Consider the following 17,590-nt stretch of genomic DNA (forward strand, 5'->3'; position numbering starts at 1 on the left):
GTACATAAAACGAACATTTTTTAAAAAACTAGGTCTTGGCTAACTTCAGTTTTTTAAAGCTTTACCTTTATTTTTCGAATGAAGTTATCAACTTTTTCCTTAGTGAGCTTTTCACTTTCATATAGGGATAACATTTTAAACTTACAATTACTGGCGCAAGCACCCAATAATGCGAGCTTTAGCACTTTCCTCACAGGTCTTCTTAAAATAAATACATCAACCCACCAAGGTGAGCCAAGTGTTGTAACCACTTTCATTTCTTTTAAGTTATCTAAACCCTGCTTGATCGGCCCAAAATCAGAAGCGTGATCATAAGCATGCCCAGGAGCCCAAACACGATCAAACCAACCTTTCAAAATCGCGGGAAAACCAAACCACCAAGTAGGGAAAATAAGCACTAAGGATTCTGCTGATTTTAACTGTTCAATATCATCCTTAACTTCTTGGTTATCAAACGGAGCTTGATAATAACTCGCCCTTTCAGACTCAGTTAATACTGGGTTGAAGTTTTCTGCGTACAGATCTTTAATTGTGAGGCTATAGCCTTGCTGCCTTAAGTGCTCGATAGTTTCGCTAGCAAGATGCTTACATAAACTATTCTCTAAAGGATGGGCAATGACAACTAAACAGTTCAAAAGTATTCCTTACCACCCAAACCTTTTTTAATTGTTAATCACAAAGCAAAAGATTAGGTTCAATGATGTTTAGTACATAAGAAAGGAGTGTAAACTTGCCTTCCCTAGCGTTTGTTAAACGCTAATTTTACCGTTTTTATTGGAAAAGCCTAGCAGCATTTTCTATTCAGTAGACAAGCTATTATCCGAGAGAAGGCTCCTCTTTGGAGCATCAATTAGCAAGAGATAACTTAACGATTGATTCAAGCTTTTAGAAAAAGAAAGCTTGGAAAGGAGAGCTTGGAAAGGAGAGCTTGGAGAGGTTTAAAAGTAGGAGAACTAGCAGGCAAGATTGTAAACCTTACCTGCTTAAAGATTTATTTAAATGCTGTTTCTAAACGGTTAAATTGTATTAGCTCAGCAATTTCTTGTGAAAACTCATCAGAACTCAACTGCTCTAACAAAGCGAATGCGGCTTGATAGCTTACTGGTCCACCATTTGATGTTAAGACACCATCATCAATGACGAAGTTTTTATCAAATTGTACTTTTACCTTTGGATAGTCATCGGCAAAGTCTTCTTCACCACCCGCCCAAGTTGTCGCATTCTTTCCATCTAGCACACCTGCTTCAGCCAATATCATGGCACCAGAACAGTTACTTGCCATCCAGCTAGCCTGACCATGTTGGTCTTCAACGAACTTGATTAGGGTTTCATTATTAAGCACAGGGCTCATATTGTATGCACTGGCCACAATGACAACATCTAAAGTTAATGGATCATAAATTGTTTTATCTGCCGTTATGGTTAAGCCTTCTTCGGTTTTAATCGTCTTATTTTTTGTTGCAGACACTACAACTACTTCATAATCAGAGAACCATGCTTTTTTACTCGCCGCGCCAAACACTTCTATTGGCGCGGTCACATCACTGGTCAGTACACCATCAAAAACGATAACACCAATTTTGGCACTTGCGGCATGGACACTCGTCGTAAATAACACAAAAATACCAACCAGCATCGACTGACAAATCATGTTACTTATTTTTTGTATATAGCTCTTCATTACACTAACTCCATATTTTAATTAAAACTTTGGGCGAGATTCCATGCTTGGCTATAGGCTTGTTCTTTAGCTTCTATAACCTTAGTTTCTTCCGCAATAGTGGGCGCGAAGGCAACGGTTTCTACCTCACAATTCATATAGGTTTTCAACCAACGCTCGATATAAGTTAAGCCAAAATCATCTTGCTCATTGCCTGAACCAACACGAAAATCCTGACCACTAGAACTCAATAAAAAGGCTTTTTTTGCGTCTAATAATGATTGATAACCAGCATCTGGACTCCAGCTAAAACAAAGGCCCGGCTGAGTAATAACATCGATATAATGCTTAAGCACATAAGGGACACCAAAGTTCCAAATTGGCATCACCAATACAACAACATCAGCGTGGCAAAAACGGTCTAGATGCAACCTAACTTGCGACCAACCCGCTGCCTGTTTTTCTGTCAGTGCTTGCCCTTGAAAAAAGGCATATTTTGCATCAAGTATGTCGCCGTCCATGGCTGGAAGAGACTCATCCCACAAGTTTAATTTATCAATATTCCAGCACTCACCTTTAGCTTGAAGAGCTTTAATAAAGTGCTCTGCTAACGGCATAGTATTAGAGCCATTACCTCTGGGAGTAGATTGAATAAGAAGGAGAGTTTTCATGATTTTTGCACTTCAATTTTGTAAGTGCTGATGATCTTAAATTATAGTAGTCTACCCCAAAAGACCCACTTTCCTCATTTTTTAGGAACCACTTTATGACGGGCAAGCACCTTCGCTTTCAATTTGAATCCATAACTGTCAGCACACAAGACCCTACTGCACTCTTTCGTCAGTTAGAGAATCAAATACGTGAAGCCATTTGGCAGGAGCGCTTAAGAGCGAGTGAGCGACTACCCTCTACCCGCCATTTAGCAAAACAACTGGGCATTGCACGCAATACCGTGATCAACGCTTATGAACAACTGGCTTTAGAAGGTTTTATTGTGACCCTGCGTGGTTCAGGAACCCGAGTGACAGATCACTTCCCACCGCCATCAAAAGACTCACCCCAAGAAAGTGATGCGTCCTCAATCTCCATAAAACAGGCAGACTTTTCTGAGCGCTATCAAGCCCTTGCGAACCATGAGATTGACATATCACAAGGAGGCCAAGGCACAGCTCGCCCCTTTAGAGCAAACATTCCAAATTATTTTGAGTTTCCTCGGGCTCAATGGGCTCAACTCATGAGCAAAAAACTACGCCAGAAACCAGACAGCTGGATGGAGAGAGTCCACTCTTGTGGATACGAACCTTTAAGGTCAGCCATTTCAAGTTATCTCGGGGTTTCAAGGGGAGTAAGCACAACAGCCGAACAAGTCATTGTGACTGCGGGGGCACAACAGGCCATAGAATTAATCGCAAAATTATTAATTAACCCTGGCGATGTCGTGTGCTTTGAAGACCCTGGATACACCCATGCTGCTATGGTGTTTGAATTAGCTGGCGCAAAAATAGTCACCATTCCAGTAGATGAAGACGGCTTAGATGTTGATGAATTACAAAAAACGATAAGCGAAGCAAAGCTGCTTTATGTTACTCCCGCTAACCACTTTCCTTTGTGTACGACCTTATCTCAATCCAGACGCCAAGCCTTGTTAAAGTGGGCCAAAGAGACAGACACCATTATTCTTGAAGATGATTATAACGGTGAATATCGTTATCGTGGTCGCCCTCTACCAACACTCCATACAATGGCAAATGATGACCGTGTTATATACATTGGTAGTTTCAGCAAATTACTCTTTCCAGCACTTAGATTGGGATACATGGTTGTCCCTCAACAACTGATAGAACCCCTTGGCACCATTCGCTGGCTGCTCGATCGCCACTCTCCCGCTCTAGAGCAAATAGTCTTGACCGACTTTATTAATCACGGTCACTTTTCAAGGCACATTAGACGAATGCGATCACTCTACTCAGAACGTCAAAAAGCCTTAGTTAACGCAGCAAAAGAACATTTAGCAGATATCTTAGAGCTACCACCTTTAGACGGTGGCCTACATTTAATCGGTTGGTTAAAAGAAGGTGTGGAACAAAAGCAGCTCATTTCAGCAGCCGACAGTGTCGATATAGAACTTCTACCCACCTCACTATTCAACTTTAAAACACCACAAAGAGAAGGCGTTATTTTTGGCTACGCGCCTTATAACGTTGAGCAAATCGTTAGTTCAGTCAAAAAACTAAGCTCCGCCTATTGGCAAAGTAAGAATGAGAGGTTGTAAATCACCCTAATTTTTTAAGCTTCCTTGAACACGCGAGTGTAAAAACCACATTATATAGCGTCCCTATTGTGAGTAGCTTATTCTATCTAGCTGGTTTACGTACCTTCATATGAAACACTACAACTAAGCATTGATAACCTAGTGGAACTGAATTTGTTGTATTTGTTAAGTACCTGCGGCATCGAGTGTTGAAAAAACAATCTTCATAAGATCAGCTTTATTAGAAAAAATAGTGGTTCCACAATCTTCTTCAAAGCCTTCAAAAGCTTGTACTATAGTGAATTCACCTAGGCTCGTTATTACTGTTTGAGTATGTTCAAGAGGCCCTATAGAGCTATGAATAATTTTTGAGTCAATCACTTCAATATTGGAGTTTGAGCTCAGTATCTCTAAGAACTCATCATTACGATATGGTTGCTCAATATCAATCCATAGAGAAAACTCACTCATTTTTATGTATTTACAATACTTAGCTTTCACAAGTTAGTCCGATGAATAAGTTGGTGGTTATAAATTTTTCTACAATTTAGAAATCAGATAAAGCACTTTGATAGTATTCAACGTACATATATTGAATCAACAGCCTCAAAGATAGATAGTGCGGTTTCTGACTCTCCATCCACGAATATTAAAAAGTTTTCTCCGTCTGAAATATAGCCCTGAGAAACAACAGTAAAGTCATTTTTAAGTTTCAAATAATTCAGAATAATCAGATTTTATTATTTTTCTAAATTTTCTTGAGTGATAAGAATATTTAATATGATGGAACACAAAGAAGGCAAGCACTATAAAACAAAGCAAACTGGCATAATTTGCAACCTCTTCCGTCACTAAAAACCAATTTATTTGCAGAACGTGTTGCCGTTTCAAAGTCATCTAGCTCATCGACAATAGAACCAGATGTATCCAATACGAAATGCTTGAGCCTCTATTCTGTATTCTGTACTTTGAGTCCATGTAATTTCAGCCGTTGTTAAATGTAATTTGTTTAAAAAATTTACTAATCGAATATTGAACAATCTGTTTTATTTACATTAATTTTTTTGTAGTGCCTCAAGAATAAAGGGCCATTTTTTCTCTGTGTATGCTTCTCGGTCTTCTTTTAACGAAGTCACTAACTCTCTCTTTAAATTGGCGTATTCACTAGCAACAAATGCATTTGAGCGCAGTAAATCACGAAACTTTATACGCTCTTGCCATAAAGGACTTTCATAGGGAATCAAGTGGAGGTGATGTGTTCGATATTCATCAGATGGCTTACAAAACCAATGCATTACGTCTGCTTTATAAGGCCAATATTTGTAGCCATGCTCAATGAGGATTTCAATTACTGGTTTTGACTCTTCAAGAGTTTTTACTCCGAACATAATATCTATTACAGGTTTGGCAACCATGCCAGGTACTGCGGTACTTCCAACGTGTTCGATACTGCCAAAATTCCATTCGCCAGCTACAGCTAATAGATAATTTTTTTCTTCTTCAAATTTTGATGGCCATGAAACGTTGTATTCTTCAAGTATGACTGGCGCTTGACTCATAGTTAAACTGTCCTTTTTGGTACTTACGTCAAATTTATCTGGCAAAACTAGTTGATTAAACTATTTAGGGAAACGAAATATAGCCGTTATATCCCAATCTATTTATTAGAGAACCACTTTGGTGTTTTGGACTTGTAGGAGTGGGAGGTTGGCTCTAATTCTTTTCTGTTGTTTGAATCAAATGAACCAAGCGCCATTGCGATCATAGGGTCATCATCGATTGCGCCGAGTGTGCTCCCGCAATTAGGGCAAAAGCTTCTGCTGGAGTAATCTGATGAACGCCATAACCTTGGCTCACCACCTGGTCCATCTCATTGAACTTGCTCTTTTGAGAATTCAACCCAAAACTGAGTAATTGAACCTGAGTGACGTTGGCACATCTTGCACGAACATGTATGAGGCTTTTTGGCATCACCTGTGATAGTAAAGCGAATATTTCCACATAAGCACCCGCCTTTGTATGTTTTAGCCATATTATTACTCAGAGAAGTCCATTATTGGAGATAAGTTCTATTACTCTATTTCTAGATGCAGAACACTCACTTTAGAGGTGTCGCTGCCTGCATTCTAAACAGAAGCGTGCTGGGTTAATCATCAATTTTAGCTTTTACTTCCAGATTAAAGAGAGCTCTGTTTAATCTATGCTAACGAAACGTACATTAAATAAAATTAAAAACTTTTAATTTAGGACTTTAAGATCTTTCTAAGTTAGAAAAACCTCATATACCCTCTTAATGCTTTTGGTTTATTTGATCAATAGGTATAAAATATATTTATTATTTTGCCCTTTTCATAGCACAATTTATTAGGGTGGATGTTACATATCTAACAAGGGTAGTCGCCAGTTGACAACTATTTTAAAGTCTATATTTAAAGCACTCTCAATTGTAATTTTTCTACTCTTAGCACTCCCTTCATTAGCATCTTTAGACACATCATTTGAAGAGGCTTTTCGTAACCATAGTTCAGCTATGTTATTGATAGAACCAACTGATGGGCAAGTTGTCGACGCAAATAACTCAGCGATTGCTTTTTATGGGTATTCCGCTGATGAACTTAAAAATTTAACTATCCAAAAAATCAATATGCTAAGTGCTGCTCAAGTTGAAAAAGAAAGGCTTGCAGCCAAAACAGAGGATCGTAACTATTTTATTTTTCGCCATTTAACGGCAAAAGGCATAATAAAAACAGTTCAAGTACATTCATCTCTTATCTCAGTCGGTAATCGTAGCCTCCTCTTTTCAATTATTCGTGATATTTCATCAGAAAGATTAGCTCAAGAACAACTTTGGCAATATCAAACTGACTTAGAAGCGATGGTTGATGAACAAGTTGAAACATTACGAAATAAGTCTAAACAAGAGGCTTTATACCTTTTTTCAGGTATCACTCTATTAAGTATTCTTTGTATCTTTTTAGCCTACCTTCTTAAAAGAAAGTTCGAAACAGATCAAAGAGTAAAAATGTTATCGTTAATTGTTGAGCAGAGCCCTGTATCGATCGCTACGCTTAATGATGAAGGGGACGTTACATATGGAAATAGTAAATTCAAAGCGCAACAAACATTACGTAAAGAAGCGATTACCTCTAAGAAAAAGAGCTTTATAACATCTTATTCAGAGACAAACGCTGAAGTTATCAACAAAATACAAACTCCTCATTGGCAAGGAGAAATGTTCAGTTTTGATAATAATAATCAGGAGTTCTGGGAGCTTACTAACATCCATTCTTTATCGTCAGCTTCAGACAATGCCAAACATGTTGTTATCAGCCAAGACATTACAAAATTTAAGAACAATGAAAAAAGACTAAGACTCGCATCAACCGTTTTTCATACTGCAACAGAAGCAGTAATGATCTGTGACGCAGAAAGCAAAATACTTGCTGTAAATAATGCCTTCGTTGAAATTACAGGCTATTCAGAGCAAGAGACACTTGGAAATAAGCCTTCTATCTTAAGTTCAGGGCATCACGATGATACTTTTTATCAAAAAATGTTTATCGAATTAGAAAACTCTGGCCAGTGGCAAGGTGAAATATCTAATCGACGTAAAGATGGTGAGGTGTATTTCGAATGGCTATCCATTACAGCGCTTAAAAACCCAGCAGGTATATTAGAAGCCTATGTTTCTTTATTTAGCGATATAACAAAGCGTAAAAAAACTGAAGATAAAATATATAAACAAGCCAATTTTGATATGTTAACAGGATTATCAAATAGGGTTCACTTCGCTGATAGGCTTAAATTTTGTTTGACAGTCGCGAAACGTGAAGCAACTAAAGTCGCATTGCTATTTATTGATTTAGATGGCTTTAAACAAATAAATGACACCCTTGGCCATGCGCTGGGCGATACTTTACTTCAGGAAGTTGCTAACCGTTTAACGAGCATACTGAGGCAATCAGATATGGCTGCACGATTGGGGGGCGATGAGTTTGCTATCATTCTATCAGGTAACATTAATTTTAATGCTGTTGATACATTAGCAAAGAGAGTTGTCACTGAGGTTGCTATGCCCTTCAATTTGGACGGGAATAACAGCAATATATCTGCGAGCGTCGGCATCTCAATTTACCCTGATGATGGGGCAGATTCAGAAACATTATTAAAAAATGCAGATAGTGCCATGTATGAGGTTAAATCTCGGGGTCGAAATGGTTATCAGTTTTTTAAAGACAGTGACACCAACCCCAAAGATGCTGCTAACTAAAAACAATTGTGCGCTACGATTTACTTAAAATAAACAATAGAGAGTTACTAACTAACTCAGCATCCTTTCTATTTTCGCACCACGTACAATTTGATAGATAGCAACATTCTTTTGGCTTAAAAGCTTGGCAACATCAGGTACACACTGAATAGGCATTACAAACTCATACCCAAACTCTAAATGTTTAATATGCTTTGCTTGGGCCTCTCCAACACACTCAGTAAGAACTGTCAGAGCCCTCCCTTCCCACTCACCTACTTCGAAATATACCTTGTACATATCGTCGCTATAATCTCTTGGCGTACCACTATGTATCATTTTTTAACATCCATTCCTTTTTATTCATATAACACCCTCTTCTCATAGTATCGGGTTAAGCAAAAAGTAATGTATTAATATTACTTTTCGCTTAGATACTCTTATATGTTAATAACTAGTTAGCCGCTGGCGCTAGATGCTGTACCACATCGACATGAATACCTGCTGGGTCCTGTATCATAAAGTGAATTTGACCCCACTCTTCTTGTTTTAGAGCCATGGCTATATTTAGATCCATTCCTTTGGCTTCTGAATAGGCCAAGGCGGCATCTTTCACTTCTAGAGATATAACATAGCCTTGAGTAGACATGATTGGATGTAGAAATTCTGGCTGATTTACTAAGTTTGGCAATAGAAAACCTAGCTGAATACTCTTGTTGGGTGATATCAAGTGAAGGTAAAAGTTTGAGTCATAAAATACCGCAGTAAAACCAAAAACAGCTTCATAAAATTGTTTTACGGCTTCAAGATCATTTATCACCATGACAGGAAACATAGCATCAACATCTATCATTTCACTTTCTCCTCAGATTAGATTATTAAAAACCAAATTATTGTTTTTTAAACTCAATCTGTATTGTACAAAGCGGACATGACTTGAAACTCACTTGGGGTGACACCAGACAGTTTTTTGAAATCTCGATTGAAGTGAGGTTGGTCGTAGTAATAGTTCGCCCAGGCATGAGCACAGCCTTTAGTATGCATGGCTCTTAGTGTTTTTTGAAAGCGAAAAACCTTTGCAAACTCCCTCGGCGTAAGCCCTAAATATTGAGACGTTAATCGTCTGAGGTGACGAGCAGATAAACCAAATTCCGAGCACTGCTTATCAGATAAGTCCATATTAGAATCATGGTGTTGCTCACAATATATTAAATAACGGATTAAGCGTTTATCTAGTTCGCTTGGACGTAAGGCACTCAGCAAGACCTCGGATATGAAGTTGCAACGATTTTGGAATGGCATGCTCTGATAAGCACAGTCATTTAGCACATTAGTTAAATGCCTGGGGAAGACGTCATTTAAATCTGTGACATTTTCTTTATTGCTCCACTCTCCTAGTGGTGTCTTAATGATCCCTTGATGTCCCAATATACGAAATCGTATACCAAAATATGACACTGGCCCTGTCATTTCAAATACTTTAGCCGAGGAGAATGGCTAACAATGAAGGCCTCTTCAGGTGATGTAATGTTGTAAATTATATCTACACAGTTATCTGGAACACTACGATAAAAGTACCTACCCATAGGGACATTAAGTTGCCAAAACTCATGCACCCAATTACTTAATGGAGGTGCAGGCTTGAAGGCAAGATAAGCATTTGAGCGACTTACACGGCCTTGTAAGGAGTAATCATTAATGTTTATTAGCATAATTGAATACCTAACCTTGCTAGTGCAACAAGATAAGAAGCAGCACTTTGTTTACATCAGTCTAATCGCAAAAAACCAAGGTTAATAGATTTAAGTCTCTTATGTGCTAATACTTATGCACAAATGCGGCAGTAATAAGAGAAACGGTTGTGAATTTTAAGAGTTAATCAAAAAGGTAAAACAAGATAGGGAAAGTAAACAATTTAGATAAGTTAGCTGAAAGCGCTATAAGCCAGAATTGGCGGGGTATTGAGGAAGTTTGAATTTATTACAGGCATAAAAAAAGGCACCAAATGGTGCCCGGGACCGGAACAAATTTGATACTAGACAATCAATAACTTAACTAGTTTTGGGTGCTATATAGGTGCTAATGATTTATTTCTTAGCACCCTCTTTAAATTTAAGCACCCAACAAACTGGCTTAACATAATGAGTATAGTCAAAAATCACAGTTCTTTGGACAAAGCCCAAACCACATCTAGATAGTTCAATTTCCCATCACTAGAACCAATTTATATATAAAATTACTCACCAGAGGTTAACGAAATATTCTTCCTTACGATCTCATGATCCTCTTCACCTGGCCAATAGAAATCTGCTTCAATACTATTTTGGCCATCTACATTTAAAGCTCGCATAATGGCAAAGTTATTAATCCCAGACTTTGCGAAAAGGCGCTTTTGATAAACTGTTGTTGCTACTTTTTTTCCATCAACTTCTTTTGTCATGTAGCCAGATTTAGCCACAGCCACATTGGCTACTGCAGGGTTTGGTTTACGAGATATTGGACTACTGGTTACTTGAGAGACTTGCGCCTTAGGGAAGCGGCTCATATCAACAAGCTGATAGGCACTAGCACAGTGTACATCACCACTCATAAAACTGATGGGTACACCAAAATCATGGGAAGCTTTAAGAACATCAGTCAAAAACTCATCTCTTTCGGCATGATTTGTATGATGTGACCACTCATCCATTAAGTCATCTTTCATCCCTGATAACGAAAAGTCAGCAATGTCTACCAAGCCACTCCAGTGAACGACAGGGACAGGAGAAACAATAAAAGCACCTTTAGCCCCTGAAAGACTGTTCAACCAAGTGTTTACTCTGGCATTCTGATCTTTACCTAATAAGCGATAAGCTTCTCTCTCACAGTCATGATGACCACGTACATCAAGCACATAATAATGAAAGTCACCCCTTTGAAAGCTATAGTCCCAATGAACACGAGATAAGTCAGATAAATTAATTGAAGCCTGTGCCCAAGGGTTATGGCTGTGCTGATATTCAAAATAGACTTGTGCAGCAGCTTGCCAAGCAAGGTCTACAACCTTCAGATTAAAAGCGTCATCATCGAATTGGAAAAAATGCCGTAAGAGCTTTATCCGTTCCTCTTTTGTGCGTGACCCCCAGCCGTCCATGATTTCATGATCATCCCAGATCATATAACTTGGATATCGGCCATAAGCATCAGCCAGCGCTTCAAAATTCCAATAGATTTTGTAGTACTCTCGGATCAAACCAATAAGGTGATCCTTAATTTCTTCATCCGTTTTTTGCTTTAACTCATTTTTATGACGAGCAAGGCATTTCCATAAATCCGTCATACGGCCTTTATTGGTATCAAGATATATCTGATCGCCGCCAGCAATCAATAAATCAAGGTTCTCACGCTGTGCTACATCACAGAGTTCAGGCCATGCACCTTCTTTAGGGTGGGCCCAACTATATGGGTCGTGGCAACTGAACATGGCAAATTTGACTTCATCATAATGCTCTTTTGCTGTGGTGAAAAAAGCAGCAGAGGTATCACCGATTACAGTTCGACCTTCTTCTGTAATCTTGGTATCAGGCTCTGAAGTTAGCAGATAGTAATAACGACAGTTTTTCTCTAACTCATCAATGTTGAAGGTATGACATAGACCTTCATCCTTCTGAAAGTCATATGTATATGTTTTGATACCAGCCTGCCCTTGTAACCACTGAGCAACCGGCTTTCCATCCATGCTATCTAGATCACCGCTGAACCCTGATGTCGATAACGACAATGTCCACTTTCCAGCGACAGGTACTTTCACCCAAATTTTGACGAAGTCTGCCCCTGTGTCGCCTATGATCACCATTTGTTGTATACGGGATTTTTTATCTTCAAAGCGTTGCGGTTTTGGTAAGTGATTTCCCATCTGTCTAGCCCCTATTCCCTTGGTAGTAACTAAACAAAATGAGGGAAATATAAATCTGAGTCAAATACAATTGCTCATGAATTAACCAGGTATAGATGAGGCTAAGAAACTTTAAGTCTTTAGGCACAAGTAATAGCAAAGAATGAATTTCCCTTTTTAACCCCTCATTTGAGGGATAAAAAAGGGAAACACCTTAATACATTAAGATCCAATTTTACTTAGCCATACCGCTGAAGATACCAGATAACATTGATCGTCTTCCCAAAAGCTAATTGGGATAAAAACTAGCTACTCTCCAAAAGCAGCATAAAGCATTATAGGAACCATAAAAGCTAACACACCTAAAAACAATGCAGCACCTTTCGCACCAGCAGGGTTCTCCATTGCCAAGCTAGAAATAATAGCGATTTTATTACTTACTCCTTTAACATCCCTATCAAGCAGCACTTTAAATACATCGATCATAAATCTCGTTAGTTGCTTATCTAATTCGCTTTGTCTTGGCATGCTCTTTTTTAAATCCTATTTTCAATAATAGCTCTTACAATCTGATCATCCTTCTCGTTCCAAACCAAGTATTCTTGATCAAAGTAAGTGATAATCCTTGTTTCAATCTTTCTTGCTTTTAAACCTTTTAGTATTCGACCACTATTATCAAGTGGATGCTTAACGCCATCAACAATCGCCCAAGCCTCAATAGGCCAACCCATGGAAAATTTCACCGGTGGTTGTTCGCCAAATACTTTATCTTTTATCTCCGTATATTCAGAGTCACTCAAACCCATTACCGAAGCGCAAGTCATACCGTCACTATTACTTTTCGCGATGCCATGCTCTATATCTCGGTTATCTAGCTCTTTAATGAAAGCATTAAGATGTGTTGTTTTACTAAAGCAAACATCAGATGCATTATCAAAAAAACCGCAACCAGAAATTGCTATAACGATTATCCATAAAATAGGTTTCACAAAGACCTCAAATTAAACTTATATCATTGTTCTTAAATACTTTTGATTAAAAACCCATTGGTTTAGTGGGCTTTAAAACCATCAGACCAAACAGCTCCTTTGGAAGAAACTGTTAACACTTCACTTTCGTTAATAACCTTCAATTGTGAATCACCAACTTCAAACTCAGTAATTGTATAAATGCGTTCACATGTCTTCCAACCAGAACAAGGGCATCGATTAGGAGGTTGATCCCATGCTAGCTTAGCGCGACGTACTAGCTCTTCCATAGCCGTTTCAAAGGAAAGAAAGTCTCCTTGCCACTCAGCATGCACTTCATCTTCAATTGAAAATTTAATCATCAAATGTCTCTAAATATTTATAAATTTACAAAACATTGCGGCTACTATTCAACAGCTTCTCTTTCAATATACCAATAAACAAGAGATGAAAATATCGCAGCTAAAAGACAGCCAAGAACTAAAGTTATCGATACTTCTCCTATGGAATCAACTACCCCTTTGCCTGAAGAAGGAGCACGACCAACTTCATATAAAAATGCACATAGAGAGCTAGAGACGCCAAATGAAATAACTAGGCTAATCACTTTAGGAAATGCAAGTTTACTAAGGAATAGTTTAAAGATGGGATATCCAAGGATTAAATTGATTATGCTTAATGGAATGACAATAAAAGGAGAAAAAACAAAGGCAAGAAGCATGACATAAAACACTAATAGATTATTAGCTATTACTGCCATAACAACTGTATAAAATAAATAAGCTAAGCAGTACCCAGAAAGCATAGATACTATATATGTGGTGATTCGAGCATTTGTATTCATTTTAAGATATTACGCAGATAATTAAAAATCAAAGCTATTTCGATAACGGGCGACTCCAGAAAAAAAGCATGATGATCACAAAAAAAGCCATCATGGATGTTATTGTAAAAATTCTCTGTCCTTTATTATTTCTTTTAAAAATAGCTTGATCTATAGGTACCAGCACCTCATTATTAATTTTTAACGATAAGTTATTATTTTTATAAAAACTAATTTCAATTACTGAACTATTAAATTTCTTTAATAGACCTTCATCACAAGCAATATTAAACGTATCTTCATAAGCTTGGGCTTCCTGATCATATAAAACATAAAAATCTACTTTGTAAGCAACACCTCTAGATTCACGGCATTCGGCAGAATATGAAACACCTCTTTTTATTGAGACCATTGAGCTATCAATTCTTTCAACAGAGATAGCCCTGTAGTTTACAAAAGACCAAGTACATAGAACGAACAAAGCAATGATTACGGCTAGTTTTTGTCGAAGTGTGGTTATTGCGATAATCTTGAGCATTTTATAGTTATCTAAACAAATATTATCTTGTTGATCTTAAACACCTTTAAAGCAAAAGCCCACTGCTTTAGTGAGCTTTGTTGGCCCTAATCACAGAAGTTTCTGCTGCTTACCTCAATTAGGGAATGTTTTGATGTTTGTCTTTTTTGGTCGTTTACCCAGTCTGGGCTTTGGCTCTCTACTAGATATGGCGATTTGGTTTTACTTTCTTTTCGAGAAGCTCTAGCGACTACGTTCTGCGTAAACAATGTTCACTTTATCTAAAGTCACCATTATGCAGTTTCCCTAGTTTGTACATTAAATAAACCATATAAATTAGATTAAAAACTACAAAGATAAAATTTGGGAGATTTTCAGACAAAACACCTACTTGAGTTAAAGTTAGTGGGATAGTAGAAAAAGTCATACTCAAAAATAATGGCACCGGATATAGCCATCTTTTTACTTTTACTAATTTATACAAGGATAAGATAAGAGCCCTCACTATAAAAAAGGCCAAAATTAAGGCGATAAACTCTAAGTACTCATCCTTAAAGAACTCCATATACATTCTTTCCATTTTATTAATGTATTGATCTTAAACACCTTTAATACAAAAGCCCACTGGTTTAGTGGGCTTTGTGAGGCCTAATCACAGAAATTTCTGCTGGTGTAGGCTTTGATGGTTTCTATTTGGTCGTTTACCCAGTCTGGGCTTTGGAGCCTGGCTATTTGATGTTGGTACATTCGGACGGCGCGTACCATGTTTATCATCTCGATAGCTGGGATGACTAGGGTGTCTTGCTTGAACTCCAAACTTCTTACCATGTTGTTTAACATGCGGTACTTGGCTTGCTCTTCTAGGGTGACCATACTGGTTTGTAGTGCTTGGCTATGTTGGGCAGGGTCGATCGCTGGGTGTTGTGTGGTTTGGTTTTCGATAGTTGGAGATTGCGAGTTGGTGGCTTTGAGTTGGCGTTCGCAGTTTATGAAATAGCGGCGGGCTTCGCGGCCTTTTTCGTTCCTTTCTACCATAGCCAGTTCTTTCGCCATATCGAGTGTGATGAAGTAGTCTTTTGTTGCCCCTCTATTCCCGCTCCCCCGTTTTGGGGAGCGGGAAATCACTACAAAATCTAGCCCTTCTTCAAAGCTATATTGATTAACTCTACTTTTTATCCATGTAGCAAAATCACGCCCAACACCTAAAAAGATATGTAAATCTCTTGCTTTAACTGTATCGCAAGTTTGTTCGTTAATAACGTGAGAGTTTAGCGAAAGAATTTCGGCAGAATTCAAGCGTTCTACTTGAGTATGGGAATGAGTATCCATCATTGGACTCCTTTGTTTGAGTATAAACCCGCACCAAATAAGACCAATTATTGGGTGGCAGGAGAAACAGGTTGGTCTTACCGTAAACAAAGAAACGGCGGGTGCAAGCACCCCCTGAAACTCCCACCATAAAGAGGAATTTCACGCACAAAAAAAGCCGATGCTTTAGCAGACGACTTATGCGCCTTTGTTTATTTCGGGAGACCAATCCCGACACTGGATTTTACCAGTGCCTTTAAATGGTAGACCTAAGAGGGATTGAGTGTCAATGAGAGGAAATAAATATAAATGGATTAGTGGTAAAACGATGAAGATTCAGCCTGTAATCTCATCACTAATTGACAGAAGTAAGCGAGGAATACAGCATGAGACACAATGATAATTGTTTTGTATCTTGAGGACTAACTAAAGATTTACGTGGTTTAGGCATATTAGATTCCTCATCCATGAGTGAATTCAATAAAACTAGATCATACTTAAATACCACCCAAATTAAGTTAGGTTTCTGTTTAAATTTTATGTGGAACTAAATGAAACTTACCATTATCATATTTATAACTTTCATTAATAATGGTAGTAGATCCATCACTCATTAGTTCTTGATTTTTTACATGAAGCTCATCATTTACTATTTCAATTTTTCTAATATTACTTGAAACTGAAAAACCACTTAACGAATCAAGCTGATTATTTTTAAACAAAAATGGTTTAAGGGAGTATTGATTTCCACCAGAAAAGTAATAAACCATCATGATTTTTTCACCTTTTATTGAGTAGACTTTAATTTCAGGCGTATGACCTTTTATTACAGTTAATATCCTTGGTATTTTATCATTTTTATACCCAACTAAGTATGTGTCATTTGTAGGACTACAAAACCCTAAATTATTTCTGTATAAAAGTTTACCTTCTTTTATCTTCTTAATGCTTGTTGAAAATAATCTCAGATCTACTTCTGATAATATTTCTTTCTTTTCTACCAGTTCAATGCAGTTATCATTTGATGCATATGATAGCGAGCAGAGACTCATTAGAAAGCTTAGTAATAAAACTTTAGATATTTTCATTTCTAACTCCTACTGTAAACTTAGTCTTTAACATATGTTTCATAATCTCTTTTATACTTATCTAAAGTCCCCTTCCCATTACGAGTATTATAATGATCCTTCCAATATTTTGCCTGTCCATCTAAATCACCTGACTTTGGTAATGGTGAATTTACTCTAAGATAATGCGCCCTTGCCATCCCAGTTGCATAACGATCATTATTTTCCAAGTTATCAAGCTTATTATCAGAGTCTAAAAAATTTGAAATTTTATCTGCCAACCCTGTTTTGTCATAATCTAAAAAATTTTCCCATATATCATTATGAGTTTTAGGCTCCATTTGATAAAGCCCAAGAGCTGGACCTCCGCCCTTTTGAGTTCTATATTTTAAGTGGCTTTCATGAGCAGCCGTACCTAGTAACAATTCCTCAGCAGCATCTCCGCCATAACCTAACTCATTCAAAGTTGGCCTGATAACATCTTCTCTAAACTTTTGACTTTTTGATCTTGTATCTATTGATTCACTTGGAATATCTTCAGTTTCAAAAGATTCTTCATTACTCCTATCCAGGTCCCTCTGTGCTTGCTCATTATTAACCCCCCTTTCACGCCACGAAATTCTTCCATCGTTCGAAAAGTAAAAGTCTCGATTAAAAAATGAACCTATATAATGAGATTTAGGAATAAACCCATCCGGATCAATAAAACTCAGCGGGTTATTATACACATAGGCATAACGGTTAAACGCCTGTGAATTGTAAGGATCTGGAATCTTTGCATCCGCACTCACAAACCTCCCCAGTTCAGGATCATACACTCGCCCATTCATGTGGATTAGGCCAACATTGTCCAGCATTTCATGGCCAGTAAAG

The 17,590-nt window shown here is 37.8% G+C and carries 20 protein-coding genes; 2 read left to right on the forward strand and 18 right to left on the reverse strand.

Translation table 11 applies throughout. From position 1 onward, the window contains the following. Positions 1–53: 53 nt before the first annotated feature. The 3 genes from TW85_RS13035 to TW85_RS13045 form a co-directional block, all read right to left on the reverse strand. The gene (locus TW85_RS13035; protein WP_046017562.1) at positions 54–635 is read right to left on the reverse strand and encodes an NAD(P)H-dependent oxidoreductase; all 582 of its coding nucleotides are present in this window, start codon (positions 633–635) and stop codon (positions 54–56) included. A gap of 356 nt (positions 636–991) precedes the next feature. Then, complete coding sequence (locus tag TW85_RS13040; protein ID WP_238326213.1) at positions 992–1,681, reverse strand: DJ-1/PfpI family protein; 690 nt, start codon at positions 1,679–1,681, stop codon at positions 992–994. Between the two features lie 17 nt (positions 1,682–1,698). Further along, on the reverse strand, positions 1,699–2,331 hold the full coding sequence (locus tag TW85_RS13045) for an NAD(P)H-dependent oxidoreductase (protein WP_052702159.1): 633 nt from the start codon (positions 2,329–2,331) through the stop codon (positions 1,699–1,701). 95 nt (positions 2,332–2,426) lie between these two features. Here TW85_RS13045 and TW85_RS13050 point away from each other — a divergent pair, with 95 nt between their 5' ends. Continuing rightward, on the forward strand, positions 2,427–3,932 hold the full coding sequence (locus TW85_RS13050; protein WP_046017563.1) for a PLP-dependent aminotransferase family protein: 1,506 nt from the start codon (positions 2,427–2,429) through the stop codon (positions 3,930–3,932). 165 nt (positions 3,933–4,097) lie between these two features. On the opposite strand, the gene TW85_RS13055 is transcribed toward TW85_RS13050, so the two are convergent. From TW85_RS13055 to TW85_RS26350, 3 genes are all read right to left on the reverse strand, one after another. Beyond that, positions 4,098–4,412 carry a hypothetical protein gene (locus TW85_RS13055; protein WP_157196945.1) on the reverse strand — a complete coding sequence of 105 codons (315 nt, stop codon included), beginning with the start codon at positions 4,410–4,412 and terminating at the stop codon, positions 4,098–4,100. Between the two features lie 554 nt (positions 4,413–4,966). Then, positions 4,967–5,470, reverse strand: a complete 504-nt coding sequence (locus tag TW85_RS13060; RefSeq protein ID WP_046017565.1) for a GrpB family protein — start codon at positions 5,468–5,470, stop codon at positions 4,967–4,969. Positions 5,471–5,672: 202 nt separating this feature from the next. Next, positions 5,673–5,912, reverse strand: a complete 240-nt coding sequence (locus TW85_RS26350) for a hypothetical protein (RefSeq protein WP_046017566.1) — start codon at positions 5,910–5,912, stop codon at positions 5,673–5,675. A gap of 403 nt (positions 5,913–6,315) precedes the next feature. Between TW85_RS26350 and TW85_RS13070 the strand changes: the two genes are divergently transcribed. Further along, a complete protein-coding gene (locus tag TW85_RS13070) occupies positions 6,316–8,181 on the forward strand; it encodes a diguanylate cyclase (RefSeq protein WP_052702161.1) in 1,866 nt (621 codons plus the stop codon). 51 nt (positions 8,182–8,232) lie between these two features. Here TW85_RS13070 and TW85_RS13075 read toward each other — a convergent pair whose 3' ends face one another. The 12 genes from TW85_RS13075 to TW85_RS26355 form a co-directional block, all read right to left on the reverse strand. Then, positions 8,233–8,499, reverse strand: a complete 267-nt coding sequence (locus tag TW85_RS13075; protein WP_046017567.1) for a hypothetical protein — start codon at positions 8,497–8,499, stop codon at positions 8,233–8,235. Positions 8,500–8,614: 115 nt separating this feature from the next. After that, positions 8,615–9,013, reverse strand: coding sequence for a VOC family protein (locus TW85_RS13080; RefSeq protein WP_046017568.1), 399 nt, complete (start codon positions 9,011–9,013; stop codon positions 8,615–8,617). 53 nt (positions 9,014–9,066) lie between these two features. Further along, positions 9,067–9,630, reverse strand: a complete 564-nt coding sequence (locus tag TW85_RS13085; RefSeq protein ID WP_052702162.1) for a helix-turn-helix domain-containing protein — start codon at positions 9,628–9,630, stop codon at positions 9,067–9,069. Positions 9,631–10,396: 766 nt separating this feature from the next. Beyond that, the gene (locus TW85_RS13090; RefSeq protein WP_046017569.1) at positions 10,397–12,055 is read right to left on the reverse strand and encodes an alkaline phosphatase D family protein; all 1,659 of its coding nucleotides are present in this window, start codon (positions 12,053–12,055) and stop codon (positions 10,397–10,399) included. Positions 12,056–12,343: 288 nt separating this feature from the next. After that, entirely contained in the window at positions 12,344–12,562 is a 219-nt protein-coding gene (locus TW85_RS13095; RefSeq protein ID WP_046017570.1) for a hypothetical protein, read from the reverse strand. Between the two features lie 8 nt (positions 12,563–12,570). After that, entirely contained in the window at positions 12,571–13,023 is a 453-nt protein-coding gene (locus tag TW85_RS13100; RefSeq protein WP_046017571.1) for a hypothetical protein, read from the reverse strand. A 62-nt stretch (positions 13,024–13,085) separates the two neighbouring features. Next, a complete protein-coding gene (locus tag TW85_RS13105; RefSeq protein WP_046017572.1) occupies positions 13,086–13,364 on the reverse strand; it encodes a hypothetical protein in 279 nt (92 codons plus the stop codon). 44 nt (positions 13,365–13,408) lie between these two features. Continuing rightward, complete coding sequence (locus tag TW85_RS13110; protein ID WP_157196946.1) at positions 13,409–13,846, reverse strand: hypothetical protein; 438 nt, start codon at positions 13,844–13,846, stop codon at positions 13,409–13,411. Positions 13,847–13,880: 34 nt separating this feature from the next. Beyond that, positions 13,881–14,363: a hypothetical protein gene (locus TW85_RS13115; protein ID WP_046017574.1), complete on the reverse strand. Its 483-nt coding sequence runs from the start codon at positions 14,361–14,363 to the stop codon at positions 13,881–13,883. Between the two features lie 627 nt (positions 14,364–14,990). Next, positions 14,991–15,671 carry an antA/AntB antirepressor family protein gene (locus TW85_RS25500; protein WP_052702166.1) on the reverse strand — a complete coding sequence of 227 codons (681 nt, stop codon included), beginning with the start codon at positions 15,669–15,671 and terminating at the stop codon, positions 14,991–14,993. Positions 15,672–16,180: 509 nt separating this feature from the next. Continuing rightward, positions 16,181–16,738: a hypothetical protein gene (locus tag TW85_RS13130; protein WP_046017576.1), complete on the reverse strand. Its 558-nt coding sequence runs from the start codon at positions 16,736–16,738 to the stop codon at positions 16,181–16,183. 20 nt (positions 16,739–16,758) lie between these two features. Next, positions 16,759–17,590 (reverse strand): RHS repeat-associated core domain-containing protein (locus tag TW85_RS26355; protein WP_202904860.1); only part of this gene is annotated, 832 nt, incomplete at its 5' end.

Origin of the sequence: Marinomonas sp. S3726 (assembly GCF_000967665.1) — a bacterium.
Lineage (GTDB): Bacteria > Pseudomonadota > Gammaproteobacteria > Pseudomonadales > Marinomonadaceae > Marinomonas.